This is a genomic window from Caballeronia sp. LP006, assembly GCF_031450995.1.
Lineage (GTDB): Bacteria > Pseudomonadota > Gammaproteobacteria > Burkholderiales > Burkholderiaceae > Caballeronia.
This window is the reverse complement of record NZ_JARTVW010000005.1, coordinates 155,324-174,838: the sequence shown is the minus strand read 5'-3', so window position 1 is coordinate 174,838 and position 19,515 is coordinate 155,324. Positions and strand designations below refer to the sequence as shown.

The following is a 19,515-nucleotide window of genomic DNA, read 5'->3' as shown; positions in this document are numbered from 1 at the left end:
CGCCGGCGGGCTTTTCAGGCTGCAAGTTTCATCGGCGCGGATGCGACAATCGCGGCTCTTTTTCTTTTTCCATTTAGCATGGCGTCAGCAGAAAACATCGAAACGGTGAACGTCGCGGTCGTCGGTGGCGGACCGGCCGGGCTCATGGCCGCCGAGGCCCTTGCGGCGGGCGGCGCGCGCGTGGATGTCTTCGACGCGATGCCATCGGTCGGCCGCAAATTCCTGATGGCGGGCAAGGGCGGCATGAATCTGACGCACTCCGAAGCTGCCGACGCGTTTCTAGGCCGCTACGGCGCGCGCAGCGCCGAAATCGCGCCGCTCCTCGCGCGCTTCGATGCCGACGCGCTTCGCCAATGGGTGCACGGCCTTGGCGTGGAAACGTTCGTCGGCAGTTCCGGCCGCGTCTTTCCGCGCGACATGAAGGCCGCGCCGATGCTGCGGGCCTGGCTGCATCGGCTGCGCGCGTCCGGCGTGACGCTGCACATGCGGCATCGATGGCTCGGTTTCACCGACGACGGCGCCTCGATCTCGCGCTTCGCGACGCCCGACGGGGAAAGGTGCATTCGTCACGACGCGCTGATTCTCGCAGCGGGAGGCGCGAGCTGGCCCCAACTCGGCTCGGATGGCGGCGCAATCGCGCATCTCGCCGCGCGCGGTGTGCCGGTGCGGCCTTTCGTGCCGTCCAATTGCGGTTTCGATACCGACTGGTCGCCGCATTTCCAAAGCCGCTTCGCGGGCGAACCGCTCAAGGCGGTGGCGATCGGTGTGGCGCGCGCGGACGGCCGGCTCGACTGGCGCACCGGCGAAGCGCTGATTACGGACCACGGTATCGAAGGAAGTCTGATTTACGCGCTGTCGGCGTCAATCCGCAATCGGCTCGCCGAAAACGACGGCGGAGCATCGACCATTCTGCTCGATCTCGTTCCGCAGCTTTCCGCCGAGCGGGTGCGTGCGGAGGTGCTGCATCCTCGTGGCGCGCGCTCGCTGTCGAGTCATTTGCAAAGCCGCCTTCATCTGACCGGCGTGAAAGCGGGCTTGCTGCGGGAATGTCTGACAAAGGCGGAATTCGGCGATCCCGAAACGCTCGCCGCACGCATCAAGGCGCTGCCGTTGCGCGTTTTACGCCCGCGTCCGATCGCCGAGGCGATCAGCAGCGCGGGCGGCGTGGCGTTCGAAGCGCTCGACGAGCGCTCGATGCTTACCGCGCTTCCCGGCGTCTTCTGCGCGGGCGAAATGCTCGACTGGGAAGCGCCGACAGGCGGTTATTTATTGACGGCGTGTTTTGCGAGCGGGCTCGTGGCTGGGGAAGGCGCGCTCGCTTGGCTGGCGTCGCGCGGCTGAAGCGCGCTCAGGCCGCCACCAAGCGCCACAACGAAGTCACTTCCTTCGAGCGCGCCGCATACAGCGGATCGGTTTTATCGAATGCACGCGGATGCTGCGGCCGAATATCGATGCGGCCATCCACTTTCAATTTCGCCGCGTCGATCCACTCCTGCAACTGCGCGCGCGTGCGCAGCCCGAGATGCTCGGCGAAATCGGACAGAATCAGCCAGCCTTCGCCGCCGGGCGTGAGATGCGCGGCGAGGCCATCGAGAAAGCCGCGCAGCATCCGGCTTTCGGGATCGTAGATCGCGTGCTCGATCGCCGAACTCGGCCGCGCGGGCAGCCACGGCGGATTGCACACGACGAGCGGCGCGCGTCCTTCAGGAAAGAGATTCGCTTCGACCACATTCACTTGGCGATTCAGCCCGAGCTGCCCGATGTTCTCGCGTGCACAAGCCAACGCACGCGGATCGAGGTCCGTCGCGACGATTCGTTCGACGCCGCGCCGTGCAAGCACCGCCGCCAAAACGCCCGTACCGGTACCGATATCGAAGGCCAGCGAAGTCGACGGAAGCGGCTGATTGGCAACGAGGTTGATGTATTCGCCGCGCACAGGCGAGAAAACGCCGTAATAGGGATGAATTTTCCCGCCCACCGCCGCGACATCCACGCCTTTCTTGCGCCACTCGTGCGCGCCGACCAGCCCGAGCACTTCCCGCAACGAAACCACCGACGCGTCACGAGCCGCGCCGTACGCTTCTTCGCACGCTTCCTGTACATTCGGCGCGCGGCGCAGCGGAATCGCATACTGCTCGTCTAGCGGCAGAAGCAGCATCGCCAGCGTTCGCGCACGTTGCGACTGCGCCAGACGATGCAGATTGAAGGTATCGACCGGCGAAGCAGCCGCCGCTTTTTCCCTTTCCGCCGCCGCCTTTTTCGGCTTGCGCGGCTTGTTGTCGATACGGCGCGCCATCGCCTGAAGCAACTGCCGCGCGTTTTGATAATCTCCGCGCCAAAGAATGCCGGTTCCTTCGCAGGCAAGACGATACGCGTTGTCGGCCGTCATCTGGTCGTCGCCAATGACAATGCGCTTTGGCGCCGGGTTGCTGCTTTCCGAGCGCCAGCGGGCGGAGCGTTCTTCGCCGTCCTCTTCCCAGTGCAGGATTGGCGGAGTGTCGGCGTGAGGCGTGCTTTTAGATTGCATTGTTGTCTTTTGATGTGCGGGCCAGCGGCTGCCGGCCGCAAAGTGAACTGGCAGCATTTTGATGCCATTTCACTCGCGCCGGTCGCACCTTTCGAGTTTTGAAGGCGAATCGGGCGCGGTCGATCAGGCACAATCCACGTTTTGTCACAATCGAGCGCTCGTCGGAACGCCATCGCCGAATGAAATTCAGAATCATTGCCTCGCTGTGCGCGGCCGCGCTTGCCGCGCAATTCGCCTTCGCGCCGCAGACGCTCGCCGCCGAATCCGCCGACGCTGCGGCCAACGAACATTGGGTCAGCGCCTGGGGCACGGTTTTGCAGTCCATTCCCCAATTAGCCAATCTGCCGCCGCTGTACCGGGCACCTGAAGTGGGCGGGCGGACGGTTCGGCAGTTGATCTATCCGCAACTCGACGGGAAACGACTCCGGCTGCGCGTCAGCAATCTGTATGGAACGGAGCCGCTTGTCATCGAATCGATGAGCGTCTCAAGTGCCGTCAGCGGCAGCAGTCCGGCCATCCGCGCGGGTAGCGCAAAGCCAGTGGCGTTCGGTGGACACAACGCGGTAACCGTTCCGCCAGGCGGCCAGGCGACCAGCGATCCCATAGCGTTCGATGTCACCGCGTTTCAGCCAGTCGCTGTGAGCACATTCATGGGTAAGGATCAGAAACTCGTGGCGTGGCATCGGGTCTCGAGTCAGGTGAATTACGTTTCGTCGCCCGGCAATCACGCAAACGACGCTTCCGCCGATGCGTTTCGCACGCGCTTTACCCAATACGCGTGGCTGACGAATGTGTCGGTCGAACATCCGTCCGCGCAGACGGTGGTGGCAATCGGCGATTCAATCACCGACGGCATGCGCTCGACGCTGAATGCCAACCGAAGCTGGCCGGATGTGCTCGCCAGACAGGTCGCGCAGAAAAGTGGCGGTCAGGCGGCGATAGTGAACGCGGGCATCAGCGGCAATCGGCTCCTCAGCAGTTCGCCGTGCTATGGAGAGGCGCTCGTCAGCCGTTTCGAGCGCGACGCGCTGCGTCAGCCGGGCGTGCGGGCGATCATCGTGTTGATCGGCATCAACGACATCAACTTTGCGGCGATGCCCGCGCACGCTGGACTCGACTGCGACGCGCCGCACACGGAAGTCAACGCCGACGCGCTGGTGCGCGGATACCAGCGGCTGATCGCGCAGGCGCATCAGCGCGGCATCAAGATCTACGGCGCGACGCTCACGCCCGCAGCGCTGCCGCCGGAACGCGAGGCCATCCGGACGGCGGTGAACGCGTCTATCCGTTCGAGCCATGCGTTCGATGGCGTGATCGATTTCGATCAGGCGCTTCGCGATCCGGCGCGCCCGAACGTCCTGCAACGGCGTTTCGATAGCGGCGACCACATCCATCCAAGCGATGCCGGCTACGCAGCGATGGCCGCAGCCGTTCCCTTCGACATGGTGTTCGGGCAGGCAAAAGCGGCGCATTGAGGTGCTTCAAAAAAAGTTGGCTCGCTGTCTTGTCATTGGCGTTCGCATCGCCTAATATTCCGCTCCTCGTCGCAAGACGGGAGCCGCCAGCGAAACAGGCGGCCTCGAAGTCGGCAGATTTTGATGCGAAAGCGGAAATAAGCTGTTGACAACGAGAAAAAGATTCCTCATAATCTCGTTTCTCTGCTGCAGATGCAGCGACGCAAGACGAAGCGGTGCTGAGCAAAATGCTTGGTGCGCTTGGCAGGCAGTCTTAGCGAATGTGCTCTTTAAAAACTAACAGCCGATAAGTGTGGGCACTTGATGGCGCGAGCGGTTCTGACCTTTTGGGGTTGGGACGTTTAGCGAAAGTTATCAAGTCTCACACAGTATTAGAGGAAGGTTTATCTGTCGAAAGACGGATTGATCATCGTCAGTACGTTGAGTGAGCGACCGGTTGGTAAAACAACCGAAAACAGTAACAGGCATTGAACTGAAGAGTTTGATCCTGGCTCAGATTGAACGCTGGCGGCATGCCTTACACATGCAAGTCGAACGGCAGCACGGGGGCAACCCTGGTGGCGAGTGGCGAACGGGTGAGTAATACATCGGAACGTGTCCTGTAGTGGGGGATAGCCCGGCGAAAGCCGGATTAATACCGCATACGATCTACGGAAGAAAGCGGGGGATCCTTCGGGACCTCGCGCTATAGGGGCGGCCGATGGCAGATTAGCTAGTTGGTGGGGTAAAGGCCTACCAAGGCGACGATCTGTAGCTGGTCTGAGAGGACGACCAGCCACACTGGGACTGAGACACGGCCCAGACTCCTACGGGAGGCAGCAGTGGGGAATTTTGGACAATGGGGGCAACCCTGATCCAGCAATGCCGCGTGTGTGAAGAAGGCCTTCGGGTTGTAAAGCACTTTTGTCCGGAAAGAAAACCTACCTGTTAATACCGGGTGGGGATGACGGTACCGGAAGAATAAGCACCGGCTAACTACGTGCCAGCAGCCGCGGTAATACGTAGGGTGCGAGCGTTAATCGGAATTACTGGGCGTAAAGCGTGCGCAGGCGGTCTGTTAAGACCGATGTGAAATCCCCGGGCTTAACCTGGGAACTGCATTGGTGACTGGCAGGCTAGAGTATGGCAGAGGGGGGTAGAATTCCACGTGTAGCAGTGAAATGCGTAGAGATGTGGAGGAATACCGATGGCGAAGGCAGCCCCCTGGGCCAATACTGACGCTCATGCACGAAAGCGTGGGGAGCAAACAGGATTAGATACCCTGGTAGTCCACGCCCTAAACGATGTCAACTAGTTGTTGGGGATTCATTTCCTTAGTAACGTAGCTAACGCGTGAAGTTGACCGCCTGGGGAGTACGGTCGCAAGATTAAAACTCAAAGGAATTGACGGGGACCCGCACAAGCGGTGGATGATGTGGATTAATTCGATGCAACGCGAAAAACCTTACCTACCCTTGACATGGACGAAACCCGGGTGAGAGCCTGGGGTGCTCGAAAGAGAATCGTCGCACAGGTGCTGCATGGCTGTCGTCAGCTCGTGTCGTGAGATGTTGGGTTAAGTCCCGCAACGAGCGCAACCCTTGTCCTTAGTTGCTACGCAAGAGCACTCTAGGGAGACTGCCGGTGACAAACCGGAGGAAGGTGGGGATGACGTCAAGTCCTCATGGCCCTTATGGGTAGGGCTTCACACGTCATACAATGGTCGGAACAGAGGGTTGCCAAGCCGCGAGGTGGAGCCAATCCCAGAAAACCGATCGTAGTCCGGATCGCAGTCTGCAACTCGACTGCGTGAAGCTGGAATCGCTAGTAATCGCGGATCAGCATGCCGCGGTGAATACGTTCCCGGGTCTTGTACACACCGCCCGTCACACCATGGGAGTGGGTTTTACCAGAAGTGGCTAGTCTAACCGCAAGGAGGACGGTCACCACGGTAGGATTCATGACTGGGGTGAAGTCGTAACAAGGTAGCCGTATCGGAAGGTGCGGCTGGATCACCTCCTTTCTCGAGCTTAAACGCTCGCCCACTCAAGTGTTCACGCTTATCGGCTGTCAGAAAGACAGGCTAAGGGTCTGTAGCTCAGTCGGTTAGAGCACCGTCTTGATAAGGCGGGGGTCGTTGGTTCGAATCCAACCAGACCCACCACCCGGGCAAGCGGTGCTTAAAACGACCAAGCGAGCAGACTGAGTCAGGCACACACGGGGGGATTAGCTCAGCTGGGAGAGCACCTGCTTTGCAAGCAGGGGGTCGTCGGTTCGATCCCGTCATCCTCCACCAATCCTCAATGCACAGCGCTGAACGCGGGGTTCAACGTTGCGCATTGGCGATTGAGCCAGTCAGCGCGGGTAGGTGATCGAATTTGATCATGCTATCGGCTGTCGTTCTTTAACAATCTGGAAGAAGTAGTAAAGAGATTATTCGAAAGCACTTAGAGATGGGTGTGAGTAGGGTAATCAGGGTTGTGATTGTATCAAGTATGAAAAGGTGATCGAAAGATTGCTTTGGAATACGGCACAACGCGAATACTCAACCTATGACGGTGGGCTTAAAGGCAGCAATGCTGGCAGACACACTCGTTATAGGGTCAAGCGAACAAGTGCATGTGGTGGATGCCTTGGCGATCACAGGCGATGAAGGACGCGGTAGCCTGCGAAAAGCGGTGGGGAGCTGGCAAACGAGCTTTGATCCACCGATATCCGAATGGGGAAACCCGGCCCGAATGGGTCATCCTAAGCTGAATCCATAGGCTTAGTGAAGCGAACGCGGTGAACTGAAACATCTAAGTAACCGCAGGAAAAGAAATCAACCGAGATTCCCAGAGTAGTGGCGAGCGAAATGGGATCAGCCTGTACTCTTTATCTGTGTTGTTAGCTGAACGCTCTGGAAAGTGCGGCCATAGCAGGTGATAGCCCTGTAAGCGAAAACAGCGTGGAAGAACTAGGGGTACGACAAGTAGGGCGGGACACGTGAAATCCTGTCTGAAGATGGGGGGACCATCCTCCAAGGCTAAATACTCGTGATCGACCGATAGTGAACCAGTACCGTGAGGGAAAGGCGAAAAGAACCCCGGGAGGGGAGTGAAATAGATCCTGAAACCGCATGCATACAAACAGTCGGAGCCTCGCAAGGGGTGACGGCGTACCTTTTGTATAATGGGTCAGCGACTTACGTTCAGTAGCGAGCTTAACTGATTAAGGCAGGCGTAGCGAAAGCGAGTCCGAATAGGGCGATCAGTTGCTGGGCGTAGACCCGAAACCAAGTGATCTATCCATGGCCAGGTTGAAGGTGCGGTAACACGTACTGGAGGACCGAACCCACTAACGTTGAAAAGTTAGGGGATGAGCTGTGGATAGGGGTGAAAGGCTAAACAAACTTGGAAATAGCTGGTTCTCTCCGAAAACTATTTAGGTAGTGCCTCGTGTATCACCTTCGGGGGTAGAGCACTGTCATGGTTGTGGGGTCCATTGCGGATTACTACGCCATAGCAAACTCCGAATACCGAAGAGTGCAATCACGGGAGACAGACATCGGGTGCTAACGTCCGGTGTCAAGAGGGAAACAACCCAGACCGCCAGCTAAGGTCCCAAAGATTGGCTAAGTGGGAAACGAAGTGGGAAGGCAAAAACAGTCAGGAGGTTGGCTTAGAAGCAGCCACCCTTTAAAGAAAGCGTAATAGCTCACTGATCGAGTCGTCCTGCGCGGAAGATGTAACGGGGCTCAAGCCAGTCACCGAAGCTGCGGATGCATATTTATATGCATGGTAGGAGAGCGTTCCGTAAGCCTGCGAAGGTGCGTTGAAAAGCGTGCTGGAGGTATCGGAAGTGCGAATGCTGACATGAGTAGCGATAAAGGGGGTGAAAAGCCCCCTCGCCGTAAGCCCAAGGTTTCCTACGCAACGTTCATCGGCGTAGGGTGAGTCGGCCCCTAAGGCGAGGCAGAAATGCGTAGCTGATGGGAAGCAGGTCAATATTCCTGCACCATTGTTAGATGCGATGGGGGGACGGATCGCGGAAGGTTGTCCGGGTGTTGGACGTCCCGGTCGCTGCATTGGAGAAGGTGCTCAGGCAAATCCGGGCACATAATTCAAGGGTGTGGCGCGAGCTTCTTCGGAAGCGAAGCAATTGGAAGTGGTTCCAAGAAAAGCCTCTAAGCTTCAGTCTAATAGTGACCGTACCGCAAACCGACACAGGTGGGCGAGATGAGTATTCTAAGGCGCTTGAGAGAACTCGGGAGAAGGAACTCGGCAAATTGGTACCGTAACTTCGGGATAAGGTACGCCTCTGTAGCTTAACCAGCCTGCGCTGGAAGGGTGAAGAGGTTGCAATAAACTGGTGGCTGCGACTGTTTAATAAAAACACAGCACTCTGCAAACACGAAAGTGGACGTATAGGGTGTGACGCCTGCCCGGTGCCGGAAGATTAAATGATGGGGTGCAAGCTCTTGATTGAAGTCCCGGTAAACGGCGGCCGTAACTATAACGGTCCTAAGGTAGCGAAATTCCTTGTCGGGTAAGTTCCGACCTGCACGAATGGCGTAACGATGGCCACACTGTCTCCTCCCGAGACTCAGCGAAGTTGAAGTGTTTGTGATGATGCAATCTCCCCGCGGCTAGACGGAAAGACCCCATGAACCTTTACTGTAGCTTTGCATTGGACTTTGAACCGATCTGTGTAGGATAGGTGGGAGGCTATGAAACCGGAACGCTAGTTTCGGTGGAGCCGTCCTTGAAATACCACCCTGGTTTGTTTGAGGTTCTAACCTTGGTCCATGATCTGGATCGGGGACAGTGCATGGTAGGCAGTTTGACTGGGGCGGTCTCCTCCCAAAGTGTAACGGAGGAGTACGAAGGTACGCTAGGTACGGTCGGAAATCGTGCTGATAGTGCAATGGCATAAGCGTGCTTAACTGCGAGACCGACAAGTCGAGCAGGTGCGAAAGCAGGTCATAGTGATCCGGTGGTTCTGTATGGAAGGGCCATCGCTCAACGGATAAAAGGTACTCTGGGGATAACAGGCTGATACCGCCCAAGAGTTCATATCGACGGCGGTGTTTGGCACCTCGATGTCGGCTCATCTCATCCTGGGGCTGTAGCCGGTCCCAAGGGTATGGCTGTTCGCCATTTAAAGAGGTACGTGAGCTGGGTTTAAAACGTCGTGAGACAGTTTGGTCCCTATCTGCCGTGGGCGTTGGATATTTGAAGGGGGCTGCTCCTAGTACGAGAGGACCGGAGTGGACGAACCTCTGGTGTACCGGTTGTCACGCCAGTGGCATCGCCGGGTAGCTATGTTCGGAAGAGATAACCGCTGAAAGCATCTAAGCGGGAAACTCGCCTTAAGATGAGATATCCCCGGGGCTTCGAGCCCCTTGAAGGGTCGTTCTAGACCAGGACGTTGATAGGTCAGGTGTGTAAGTGCAGTAATGCATTGAGCTAACTGATACTAATTGCCCGTAAGGCTTGATCCTATAACCAGTGTGTTTGAACCACTGGCGAGTTATGCGTGTGCGACAATCGCCACCCAACATTTACTGCTTCTTCCCGGATTGGTTGTGTGCCCACCCGGCGCACGACAACAAGTCATGCCTGATGACCACAGCGAGTTGGTACCACCCCTTCCCATCCCGAACAGGACCGTGAAACGACTCCACGCCGATGATAGTGCGGATCTCCCGTGTGAAAGTAGGTAATCGTCAGGCTCCTCATGCAGCAACAAAAACCCCACCCCCAAACAGGTGGGGTTTTTGCGTTTCGCTTTCAACTATAAGTGAGAGCCTCAGTTGATGCGGGTCGCGCGGAAAGCTTGACAACACCGTGTTTCTTCCCCATAATCGATAGTTCTCTGCGGAGGGGTGCCCGAGTGGCTAAAGGGGGCAGACTGTAAATCTGTTGGCTTACGCCTACGTTGGTTCGAATCCAACCTCCTCCACCAGAATTCAAGCGGTAGGGAATCCAGCCCAAGCGGGTGTAGCTCAATGGTAGAGCAGAAGCCTTCCAAGCTTATGACGAGGGTTCGATTCCCTTCACCCGCTCCAGTGTCGGTTTGTAGTGCCCATGTGGCTCAGTGGTAGAGCACTCCCTTGGTAAGGGAGAGGTCGGCAGTTCGATCCTGCCCATGGGCACCAGAAGTATTAGTCTAGTAAGTTGCGCGTGGCGCAAGGTGCGAAAATCCTGTTAGGAGTCGAAAATGGCCAAAGGTAAATTCGAGCGGACCAAGCCGCACGTGAACGTGGGCACGATCGGTCACGTTGACCACGGCAAGACCACGCTGACGGCAGCGATCACGACGGTGCTGACCAAGAAGTTCGGCGGCGAAGCGAAGGCATACGACCAGATCGATGCGGCGCCGGAAGAAAAGGCACGTGGTATCACCATCAACACCGCGCACGTCGAGTACGAAACGGCTAACCGCCACTACGCACACGTCGATTGCCCGGGCCACGCTGACTATGTGAAGAACATGATCACGGGCGCGGCGCAGATGGACGGCGCAATCCTGGTGTGCTCGGCCGCTGACGGCCCGATGCCGCAAACGCGTGAGCACATCCTGTTGGCGCGTCAGGTCGGCGTGCCTTACATCATCGTGTTCCTGAACAAGTGCGACATGGTGGACGACGCCGAGCTGCTCGAACTCGTCGAAATGGAAGTGCGCGAGCTTCTGTCGAAGTACGACTTCCCGGGCGACGACACGCCGATCATCAAGGGTTCGGCCAAGCTGGCGCTGGAAGGCGACACGGGCGAACTGGGCGAAGTGGCGATCATGAATCTGGCCGACGCGCTGGACACGTACATCCCGACGCCGGAGCGCGCAGTGGACGGCGCCTTCCTGATGCCGGTGGAAGATGTGTTCTCGATCTCGGGTCGCGGCACGGTGGTGACGGGTCGCGTGGAGCGCGGCGTGGTGAAGGTTGGCGAGGAAATCGAAATCGTCGGTATCAAGCCGACGGTGAAGACGACTTGCACGGGCGTGGAAATGTTCCGCAAGCTGCTGGACCAAGGTCAAGCGGGCGACAACGTCGGTATCCTGCTGCGCGGCACGAAGCGTGAAGACGTGGAGCGTGGCCAGGTTCTGGCCAAGCCGGGTTCGATCACGCCGCACACGCACTTCACGGCTGAAGTGTACGTGCTGAGCAAGGACGAAGGCGGCCGCCACACGCCGTTCTTCAACAACTACCGTCCGCAGTTCTACTTCCGTACGACGGACGTGACGGGCTCGATCGAGCTGCCGAAGGACAAGGAAATGGTGATGCCGGGCGACAACGTGTCGATCACGGTGAAGCTGATTGCACCGATCGCCATGGAAGAAGGTCTGCGCTTCGCTATCCGCGAAGGCGGCCGTACCGTCGGCGCAGGTGTGGTTGCCAAGATTATCGAGTAAGAGCCAGAAATCTCTCGGTAGTCTGTAGTTTTCGGGGTCGGCGAAACCGTCGACCCCAAATGGTTTAGGGGTATAGCTCAACTGGCAGAGCGTCGGTCTCCAAAACCGAAGGTTGGGGGTTCGATTCCCTCTGCCCCTGCCAAATTATTGCGCCAAGTGGCGCTGCTTAAGGTGTTATGGCGAATCCTTCCGTCGAAACTGTAAATACTTCCGGCGACAAGTTGATGTTGGTGGCGGGCGTATTGTTGGTCTTGGCCGGGTTCGTGGGTTTCTTCTGGCTGTCAGGCCAAGAGTGGTACGTCCGCGGCGCAGCGCTGGCTGTTGGTGTCATCGCGGGTGTCGCAGTCGGCCTCCTCTCGACGCCGGGCAAGGGCTTCATCGCCTTCGCGAAAGACTCCTATAAGGAAGTCCGCAAGGTTGTCTGGCCCACCCGCAAGGAAGCAACGCAAACGACCCTCGTGGTCTTCGCGTTTGTTTTAATCATGGCCATCTTCCTTTGGCTTAGCGATAAGTCGATCGAATGGGTGATTTTCTCGGCGATTCTGGGTTGGAAATGATATGAGCGATACTCCGGCATCCCCGAGCGGAAAACGTTGGTATGTGGTGCACGCCTACTCCGGAATGGAGAAGAGCGTGCAACGTGCGCTTCAGGAGCGTATCGACCGAGCAGGCATGCAGGATCAGTTCGGTCAAATTCTCGTCCCGACCGAAGAGGTGGTTGAGGTCAAGGGCGGCCACAAGTCGGTTACTGAGCGTCGTTTCTTCCCCGGTTACGTCCTGGTGGAAATGGAGATGACGGACGAAACCTGGCACCTGGTGAAGAACACTGCGAAGGTCACCGGCTTTGTTGGTGGAGCGCGCAATCGTCCGAGTCCCATCTCGCCGCGTGAAGTCGAAAAGATCATGTCGCAGATGCAGGAGGGCGTCGAAAAGCCGCGGCCCAAGACGTTGTTCGAAGTTGGCGAGATGGTTCGAGTGAAGGAAGGTCCTTTCACCGACTTCAACGGCAACGTCGAAGAAGTGAACTACGAAAAGTCCCGAGTCCGTGTGTCTGTCACGATTTTTGGGCGCTCGACGCCGGTCGAACTCGAGTTCGGTCAGGTCGAAAAGGTTTAAAAAGTTTCATCGCGTGAGGCCTTTGGGTTCTCGCGCGATTTTGCGCTTACAGCCCGCGTAATGGCTGTTGAGGAGCGTCAGTAGGCATCGTTGTTGAACGCGCGCTATCACTCATCGAACGTTTCGGCGTTCAGCAGAGGTTTTCAAAATGGCAAAGAAAATCATCGGCTTTATCAAACTGCAGATTCCTGCAGGTAAAGCCAACCCGTCGCCGCCGGTCGGTCCGGCACTGGGCCAGCGTGGCCTGAACATCATGGAGTTCTGCAAGGCGTTTAACGCGCAGACTCAGGGCATGGAGCCGGGTCTGCCGGTGCCGGTCGTAATCACGGCTTTCGCGGACAAGAGCTTCACGTTCATCATGAAGACGCCGCCCGCTACCGTTCTGATCAAGAAGGCAGCCAAAGTCGACAAGGGTTCGGCAAAGCCGCACACCGATAAGGTCGGAAACATCACCCGCGCTCAAGCGGAAGAAATCGCGAAGACCAAGATGCCGGATCTTACGGCAGCTGATCTTGACGCCGCCGTGCGCACGATCGCCGGCAGCGCCCGTTCGATGGGCATCACTGTGGAGGGCGTGTAAATGGCTAAGCTTTCTAAGCGCCTTCAGGCATTCGCAAGCAAGGTTGATCGCCAGAAGCTGTACCCGATCGACGACGCATTGGCTCTCGTGAAAGAATGCGCAAGCGCCAAGTTCGACGAGTCGATCGACGTCGCAGTCCAACTCGGCATCGACGCGAAGAAGTCGGACCAAGTGGTTCGCGGTTCGGTCGTTCTGCCGGCAGGCACGGGCAAGTCGGTTCGTGTTGCTGTGTTCGCGCAAGGCGAAAAGGCCGAGCAAGCACGTGCAGCGGGCGCAGACATCGTGGGTATGGAAGACCTGGCCGAGCAAGTCAAGGCTGGTAACCTGAACTTCGACGTCGTGATCGCCTCGCCGGACACGATGCGCGTCGTCGGTACGTTGGGCCAGATCCTCGGCCCCCGCGGCCTGATGCCGAATCCGAAGGTCGGTACTGTCACGCCGGACGTCGCGCAAGCTGTGCGTAACGCGAAGGCTGGTCAAGTTCAGTTCCGCGTCGACAAGGCCGGTATTATTCATGGCACGATCGGTCGTGCATCGTTCGAACCTGCTTCGCTGCGTCAAAACCTGGCAGCACTGGTCGACGCGCTGCAAAAGGCCAAGCCGGCCACGAGTAAGGGCGTGTACCTGCGCAAGATCGCTCTGTCGAGCACGATGGGTGTCGGCGTACGCGTGGATCAAGCCACGCTCGCGCAGCAGTAAAGAATTTGGGCGCGGTCTTGAGACCGCGCTGTAAAGGGCTTTGGGCGGTTGCGAGGTTGCAGTCGGAATCGAGCAACCGGTTGTCAAAGACCGTTGGTGGTGGCGTCGCGGTTGGGCACTGCCTTAATTCAAGCCAACGCAGATGGCGAACCCGAAACGGTTTTGCAGTGGTTGAAGTCGGTTGTCGTGCGCTGTGATGCGAACACCAATCGATCGAGATACTCCTAACAGTCGGACGCCGTTGTCGAACGTGGTGCATGAGGGTTGGTAACCCGAGTGCATCGAATCTGGAGGTTTAACCGTGCCACTGAACAAAGAAAGTAAGCAGGCAGTCGTCGCTGAAGTCGCCGCGCAAGTCGCGAAGGCTCAGACGATGGTGCTCGCTGAGTATCGTGGGATCACGGTTGGCGATCTGACCAAGCTGCGCGCGAAAGCGCGTGAGCAACAGGTGTATCTGCGCGTGTTGAAGAACACGTTGGCGCGTCGCGCCGTCGAAGGTACCCCGTTCGCTTCGCTGGCTGAGCAGATGACCGGTCCTCTGATCTACGGCATCTCGGAAGATGCCATTGCCGCTGCCAAGGTCGTCAATGACTTCGGCAAGAGCAATGACAAGTTGATCATCAAGGCTGGTTCCTACGAAGGCAAGGTGATGGACAAGGCAGGCGTGCAAGCGCTGGCCAACATCCCGAGCCGCGAAGAACTGCTCTCCAAGTTGTTGTTCGTCATGCAAGCACCTGTTTCCGGCTTTGCGCGCGCTTTGGCCGCGCTGGCAGAAAAGAAACAAGGCGAAGCTGCATAACGCACACGCTTGGGCGCCAGTCGCTCAGTTAGGTATTAGCTAGATCGCTAGCTCGATCCGAATTCAATCTAGGAGTATTTCAAATGGCAATCGCAAAAGAAGACATCCTCGAAGCCGTTGGCTCGATGTCGGTTCTCGAACTGAACGAGCTGGTCAAGGCGTTCGAAGAGAAGTTTGGCGTGTCGGCAGCTGCTGTTGCAGTCGCTGGCCCCGCAGGCGGCGGCGCTGCTGCTGCTGTTGAAGAGCAAACCGAGTTCACCGTGAACCTGCTCGAAGTTGGTGCGAACAAGGTTTCCGTGATTAAGGCCGTTCGTGAACTGACGGGTCTTGGCCTGAAGGAAGCGAAGGACCTGGTCGACGGTGCACCGAAGCCCATCAAGGAAGCGGTGCCGAAGGCTGCTGCTGACGAAGCAAAGAAGAAGTTGGAAGACGCAGGCGCGAAAGCTGAAATCAAGTAAGTTTCATTGCGCTGTGTTGAGGCTGGCGGTTTTCCACCGCCGGCCTTTTTGTGCTTTGTGAGGGCAGAGTTTTTATGCGTGTAATCAAGCATAAATGTCCTCGCAGAGGCCAAAGAGAACAGTCGGGTCAGCATGAATTTCCGGCAGTTCTCTTTGTCTTCTGAAGCGACTGCAGAAGGCAAGTTTGGTCGGGTAGCGGGAAACACAGGCATCCGCTGCCGTCAGCCAGCGGTTGGTAGCGGCCAACCACCAAGCTTCTAGATTCGCGCGTCCTCCCCGGACATTCGCGCGAATCTCAGTCGGTGAACACCGGGCCGTGACGTCGAGGTATCCCGCCTCGCCAACGCCCGCCGTGATTCGGAGATCGTATGCAATATTCCTTCACCGAGAAGAAGCGTATTCGCAAGAGTTTCGCGAAACGCCCCATCGTTCACCAAGTTCCCTTTTTGCTGGCGACCCAGCTTGAATCATTCCAGACGTTTCTGCAAGCGGATACGTCCTCCACGCAGCGCAAGGCGGAAGGCCTGCAAGCTGCATTTACCTCTGTTTTCCCGATCGTTTCGCACAACGGGTTTGCGCGTCTCGAGTTCGTCAGCTACATGCTGTCGCCGCCCGCGTTCAACATCAAGGAATGTCAGCAGCGCGGCCTGACGTACTGCTCCGCCTTGCGCGCGAAGGTGCGTCTGGTTTTGCTCGACAAGGAATCGCCGAGCAAGCCGGTGGTCAAGGAAGTGAAGGAACAGGAAGTGTACATGGGCGAAATTCCGCTCATGACGCCGACGGGTTCGTTCGTCATCAACGGTACCGAGCGCGTGATCGTGTCGCAGCTTCACCGTTCGCCTGGCGTGTTCTTCGAGCACGACAAGGGCAAGACGCATAGCTCCGGCAAGCTGTTGTTCTCGGCTCGTATCATCCCTTACCGCGGTTCGTGGCTCGACTTCGAGTTCGACCCGAAGGACGTGCTGTACTTCCGCGTCGACCGTCGCCGCAAGATGCCGGTCACGATTCTGCTCAAGGCTATCGGCATGACGCCGGAGCAAATCCTCGCGAACTTCTTCGTGTTCGACAACTTCGCGCTGATGGGCGAAGGCGCGCAAATGGAATTCGTGCCGGAGCGTCTGCGCGGTGAAGTCGCGCGCTTCGACATCCAGGACCGCGATGGCAATGTCATCGTCACGAAGGACAAGCGAATCAACGCGAAGCACATTCGCGACCTCGAAAACGCCAAGACGAAGTTCATCTCGGTGCCCGAGGACTATTTGCTCGGCCGCGTGCTGGCGAAGAACGTGATCGATCCGGAAACGGGCGAAGTGATCGCGAACGCCAACGAGGAAATCACCGAGACGGTGCTCGAAAAGCTGCGCGAGGCGAAGGTCAAGGAAATCCAGACGCTCTACACGAACGATCTGGACCAAGGCCCGTATATCTCGTCGACGCTGCGTATCGATGAAACCGCCGACAAGATGGCCGCGCGTATCGCGATCTACCGCATGATGCGTCCGGGCGAACCGCCGACCGAGGAAGCAGTCGAGGCGTTGTTCAACCGTCTGTTCTACAGCGAAGACGCGTATGACCTTTCGAAGGTCGGCCGCATGAAGTTCAATCGCCGCGTTGGCCGTGATGAAATCATCGGCCCGATGACTTTGCAAGACGACGACATCCTCGCGACCATCAAGATTCTCGTCGAGTTGCGTAACGGCAAGGGCGAAGTGGACGACATCGACCACTTGGGCAATCGTCGAGTGCGTTGCGTCGGCGAACTGGCGGAGAACCAGTTCCGCGCGGGTCTCGTGCGTGTCGAGCGCGCAGTGAAGGAACGCCTCGGTCAAGCCGAAAGCGAAAATCTGATGCCGCACGACCTGATCAACTCGAAGCCGATTTCGTCGGCAATTCGCGAGTTCTTCGGTTCGTCGCAGTTGTCGCAGTTTATGGACCAGACCAACCCGCTGTCGGAAATCACTCACAAGCGCCGTGTTTCGGCACTTGGCCCGGGCGGTTTGACGCGTGAGCGTGCTGGCTTCGAAGTTCGCGACGTGCACCCGACCCACTATGGCCGCGTGTGCCCGATCGAAACGCCGGAAGGTCCGAACATCGGCCTGATCAACTCGCTGGCTCTTTACGCGCACCTGAACGAATACGGCTTCCTCGAAACGCCGTATCGCAAGGTCGTGGATAGCAAGGTGACGGATCAGATCGACTATCTGTCAGCGATCGAAGAAGGCCGTTACGTGATCGCGCAGGCGAATGCCGCCGTGGGCGAAGACGGCACGCTGACCGACGAACTGGTTTCGTCACGTGAAGCAGGCGAAACGCTGATGGTCACGCCGGACCGCATCCAGTACATGGACGTGGCGCCGTCGCAGATCGTGTCGGTGGCGGCATCGCTGATTCCGTTCCTTGAGCACGATGACGCGAACCGCGCGTTGATGGGTTCGAACATGCAGCGTCAGGCAGTGCCGTGTCTGCGTCCTGAAAAGGCCGTGGTCGGTACGGGTATCGAGCGCACGGTCGCGGTCGACTCGGGTACGACGGTGCAGGCATTCCGCGGCGGTGTCGTGGATTACGTCGATGCCGGCCGTATCGTGATTCGCGTGAACGACGATGAAGCCGTCGCCGGCGATGTCGGCGTGGACATCTACAACCTCATCAAGTACACGCGTTCGAACCAGAACACGAACATCAACCAGCGTCCGATCGTCAAGGTGGGCGACAAGGTTGCGCGCGGCGACGTGCTGGCCGACGGCGCATCCACGGATCTGGGTGAGCTCGCGCTCGGTCAGAACATGCTGGTCGCGTTCATGCCGTGGAACGGCTACAACTTCGAAGACTCGATCCTGATCTCGGAAAAAGTCGTGGCGGACGATCGTTATACGTCGATCCACATCGAAGAACTGAACGTCGTGGCTCGCGACACGAAGCTCGGACCGGAAGAAATCACGCGCGACATCTCGAACCTTGCGGAAGTGCAGCTTGGCCGTCTGGATGAGTCGGGCATCGTGTACATCGGCGCGGAAGTCGAAGCGGGCGACGTGCTGGTCGGCAAGGTCACGCCGAAGGGCGAAACCCAGCTGACGCCGGAAGAAAAGCTGCTGCGCGCGATCTTCGGTGAGAAAGCGTCGGACGTGAAGGACACGTCGCTGCGCGTGCCCTCGGGCATGAGCGGTACGGTGATCGACGTGCAAGTGTTCACGCGCGAAGGCATCACGCGTGACAAGCGCGCGCAACAGATCATCGACGACGAACTGAAGCGCTATCGCCTCGACTTGAACGACCAGTTGCGTATCGTGGAAGGCGACGCCTTCTCGCGTCTCGCACGCATGCTGAACGGCAAGGTCGCGAACGGCGGTCCGAAGAAGCTGGCGAAGGGCACGGCGATCGATCTTCCGTACCTCGAAGACCTCGATCACTACCACTGGTTCGATATCCGCCTCGCGGACGAAGAAGCAGCGGCGCAGCTCGAAGCCATCAAGGACTCGATCGAACAGAAGCGTCACCAGTTCGACCTCGCGTTCGAGGAAAAGCGCAAGAAGCTCACGCAGGGCGACGAATTGCCGCCGGGCGTGCTGAAGATGGTCAAGGTGTATCTCGCGGTCAAGCGTCGTCTGCAGCCTGGCGACAAGATGGCGGGTCGTCACGGTAACAAGGGTGTCGTGTCGAAGATTGTTCCGATCGAAGACATGCCGTACATGGCCGATGGCCGTCCGGCCGACGTCGTGCTGAATCCGCTCGGCGTGCCGTCGCGGATGAACGTGGGTCAGATTCTCGAAGTGCATCTGGGCTGGGCCGCGAAGGGTCTTGGCTGGCGTATCGGCGAAATGCTGCAGCGTCAGGCGAAGATCGAAGAACTGCGTCAGTTCCTGACCCAGATCTACAACGAGTCGGGCCGCAAGGAAGAGCTGGAAAGCTTCTCCGACGACGAAATCGTCGAACTGGCAAAGAACCTGCGCGAAGGTGTGCCGTTCGCAACGCCGGTGTTCGACGGCGCAACGGAAGACGAAATGTCGCGCGCGCTGAATCTGGCTTATCCGGATGACATCGCGAAGAACCTCGGCATGACGCCTTCGAAGAATCAGGTCACGCTGCACGACGGCCGAACGGGCGAACCGTTCGAGCGTACGGTCACGGTTGGCTACATGCACTACCTGAAACTGCATCACTTGGTCGACGACAAGATGCACGCGCGTTCGACCGGCCCGTACTCGCTCGTCACGCAGCAGCCGCTGGGTGGTAAGGCGCAGTTCGGTGGCCAGCGTTTCGGTGAAATGGAAGTATGGGCGCTCGAAGCGTACGGCGCGTCGTACGTGCTGCAGGAAATGCTGACGGTCAAGTCGGACGACGTGACAGGCCGGACCAAGGTTTATGAGAACCTGGTCAAGGGCGATCACGTGATCGACGCCGGCATGCCGGAATCCTTCAACGTGTTGGTGAAGGAAATCCGCTCGCTCGGTATCGATATCGATCTCGACCGCAACTAATCGGACTACGGAGAG

The 19,515-nt window shown here is 58.2% G+C and carries 11 protein-coding genes, 6 tRNA genes and 3 rRNA genes; 19 read left to right on the top strand and 1 reads right to left on the bottom strand.

Features of this window, described 5'->3' with window-relative positions:
* Positions 1–78: 78 nt before the first annotated feature.
* Positions 79–1,341 (top strand): TIGR03862 family flavoprotein, encoded by a 1,263-nt coding sequence (locus P9250_RS17460; protein ID WP_310394327.1) that lies wholly within the window; start codon positions 79–81, stop codon positions 1,339–1,341.
* A gap of 7 nt (positions 1,342–1,348) precedes the next feature.
* On the opposite strand, the gene P9250_RS17455 is transcribed toward P9250_RS17460, so the two are convergent.
* On the bottom strand, positions 1,349–2,527 hold the full coding sequence (locus tag P9250_RS17455; RefSeq protein ID WP_250465890.1) for a class I SAM-dependent methyltransferase: 1,179 nt from the start codon (positions 2,525–2,527) through the stop codon (positions 1,349–1,351).
* A 179-nt stretch (positions 2,528–2,706) separates the two neighbouring features.
* Here P9250_RS17455 and P9250_RS17450 point away from each other — a divergent pair, with 179 nt between their 5' ends.
* From P9250_RS17450 to rpoB, 18 genes are all read left to right on the top strand, one after another.
* The gene (locus P9250_RS17450; protein WP_310394325.1) at positions 2,707–4,002 is read left to right on the top strand and encodes an SGNH/GDSL hydrolase family protein; all 1,296 of its coding nucleotides are present in this window, start codon (positions 2,707–2,709) and stop codon (positions 4,000–4,002) included.
* Between the two features lie 469 nt (positions 4,003–4,471).
* Positions 4,472–6,004, top strand: a 16S ribosomal RNA gene (locus P9250_RS17445).
* Between the two features lie 64 nt (positions 6,005–6,068).
* A tRNA-Ile gene (locus tag P9250_RS17440) sits at positions 6,069–6,145 on the top strand.
* Positions 6,146–6,201: 56 nt separating this feature from the next.
* Positions 6,202–6,277, top strand: a tRNA-Ala gene (locus tag P9250_RS17435).
* A gap of 305 nt (positions 6,278–6,582) precedes the next feature.
* A 23S ribosomal RNA gene (locus P9250_RS17430) occupies positions 6,583–9,463 on the top strand.
* A 117-nt stretch (positions 9,464–9,580) separates the two neighbouring features.
* Positions 9,581–9,694, top strand: a 5S ribosomal RNA gene (gene rrf, locus P9250_RS17425).
* The 16S, 23S and 5S rRNA genes sit together here with 5 tRNA genes alongside, the layout of an rRNA operon.
* A gap of 147 nt (positions 9,695–9,841) precedes the next feature.
* Positions 9,842–9,927, top strand: a tRNA-Tyr gene (locus P9250_RS17420).
* 29 nt (positions 9,928–9,956) lie between these two features.
* Positions 9,957–10,030: transfer RNA gene (locus tag P9250_RS17415), tRNA-Gly, on the top strand.
* A gap of 15 nt (positions 10,031–10,045) precedes the next feature.
* Positions 10,046–10,120: transfer RNA gene (locus P9250_RS17410), tRNA-Thr, on the top strand.
* Between the two features lie 62 nt (positions 10,121–10,182).
* Positions 10,183–11,373: an elongation factor Tu gene (gene tuf / locus P9250_RS17405; protein WP_090541958.1), complete on the top strand. Its 1,191-nt coding sequence runs from the start codon at positions 10,183–10,185 to the stop codon at positions 11,371–11,373.
* Between the two features lie 66 nt (positions 11,374–11,439).
* Positions 11,440–11,515: transfer RNA gene (locus tag P9250_RS17400), tRNA-Trp, on the top strand.
* Between the two features lie 34 nt (positions 11,516–11,549).
* Positions 11,550–11,930, top strand: a complete 381-nt coding sequence (secE, locus tag P9250_RS17395) for a preprotein translocase subunit SecE (protein WP_244826445.1) — start codon at positions 11,550–11,552, stop codon at positions 11,928–11,930.
* A 1-nt stretch (position 11,931) separates the two neighbouring features.
* Positions 11,932–12,489 carry a transcription termination/antitermination protein NusG gene (nusG, locus tag P9250_RS17390; protein ID WP_244826444.1) on the top strand — a complete coding sequence of 186 codons (558 nt, stop codon included), beginning with the start codon at positions 11,932–11,934 and terminating at the stop codon, positions 12,487–12,489.
* Between the two features lie 148 nt (positions 12,490–12,637).
* A complete protein-coding gene (rplK, locus tag P9250_RS17385) occupies positions 12,638–13,069 on the top strand; it encodes a 50S ribosomal protein L11 (RefSeq protein WP_244826443.1) in 432 nt (143 codons plus the stop codon).
* Positions 13,070–13,768, top strand: a complete 699-nt coding sequence (gene rplA / locus P9250_RS17380) for a 50S ribosomal protein L1 (RefSeq protein WP_244826442.1) — start codon at positions 13,070–13,072, stop codon at positions 13,766–13,768.
* A gap of 301 nt (positions 13,769–14,069) precedes the next feature.
* Positions 14,070–14,567: a 50S ribosomal protein L10 gene (gene rplJ / locus P9250_RS17375; RefSeq protein ID WP_250465884.1), complete on the top strand. Its 498-nt coding sequence runs from the start codon at positions 14,070–14,072 to the stop codon at positions 14,565–14,567.
* 83 nt (positions 14,568–14,650) lie between these two features.
* Positions 14,651–15,025, top strand: coding sequence for a 50S ribosomal protein L7/L12 (gene rplL, locus P9250_RS17370; protein WP_244826440.1), 375 nt, complete (start codon positions 14,651–14,653; stop codon positions 15,023–15,025).
* A gap of 368 nt (positions 15,026–15,393) precedes the next feature.
* On the top strand, positions 15,394–19,500 hold the full coding sequence (gene rpoB, locus P9250_RS17365) for a DNA-directed RNA polymerase subunit beta (RefSeq protein ID WP_244826439.1): 4,107 nt from the start codon (positions 15,394–15,396) through the stop codon (positions 19,498–19,500).
* The last annotated feature ends 15 nt before the right edge of the window (positions 19,501–19,515 follow it).

Excerpts from the sequence above, each read along its gene's own strand:
- P9250_RS17460 (WP_310394327.1), top strand. The coding sequence starts at position 79 with ATGGCGTCAGCAGAAAACATCGAAACGGTGAACGTCGCGGTCGTCGGT.
- rplK (WP_244826443.1), top strand. The coding sequence starts at position 12,638 with ATGGCAAAGAAAATCATCGGCTTTATCAAACTGCAGATTCCTGCAGGT.
- nusG (WP_244826444.1), top strand. The coding sequence starts at position 11,932 with ATGAGCGATACTCCGGCATCCCCGAGCGGAAAACGTTGGTATGTGGTG.
- P9250_RS17455 (WP_250465890.1), bottom strand. The coding sequence starts at position 2,527 with ATGCAATCTAAAAGCACGCCTCACGCCGACACTCCGCCAATCCTGCAC.
- tuf (WP_090541958.1), top strand. The coding sequence starts at position 10,183 with ATGGCCAAAGGTAAATTCGAGCGGACCAAGCCGCACGTGAACGTGGGC.
- rplL (WP_244826440.1), top strand. The coding sequence starts at position 14,651 with ATGGCAATCGCAAAAGAAGACATCCTCGAAGCCGTTGGCTCGATGTCG.
- rpoB (WP_244826439.1), top strand. The coding sequence starts at position 15,394 with ATGCAATATTCCTTCACCGAGAAGAAGCGTATTCGCAAGAGTTTCGCG.
- P9250_RS17450 (WP_310394325.1), top strand. The coding sequence starts at position 2,707 with ATGAAATTCAGAATCATTGCCTCGCTGTGCGCGGCCGCGCTTGCCGCG.
- rplA (WP_244826442.1), top strand. The coding sequence starts at position 13,070 with ATGGCTAAGCTTTCTAAGCGCCTTCAGGCATTCGCAAGCAAGGTTGAT.
- secE (WP_244826445.1), top strand. The coding sequence starts at position 11,550 with ATGGCGAATCCTTCCGTCGAAACTGTAAATACTTCCGGCGACAAGTTG.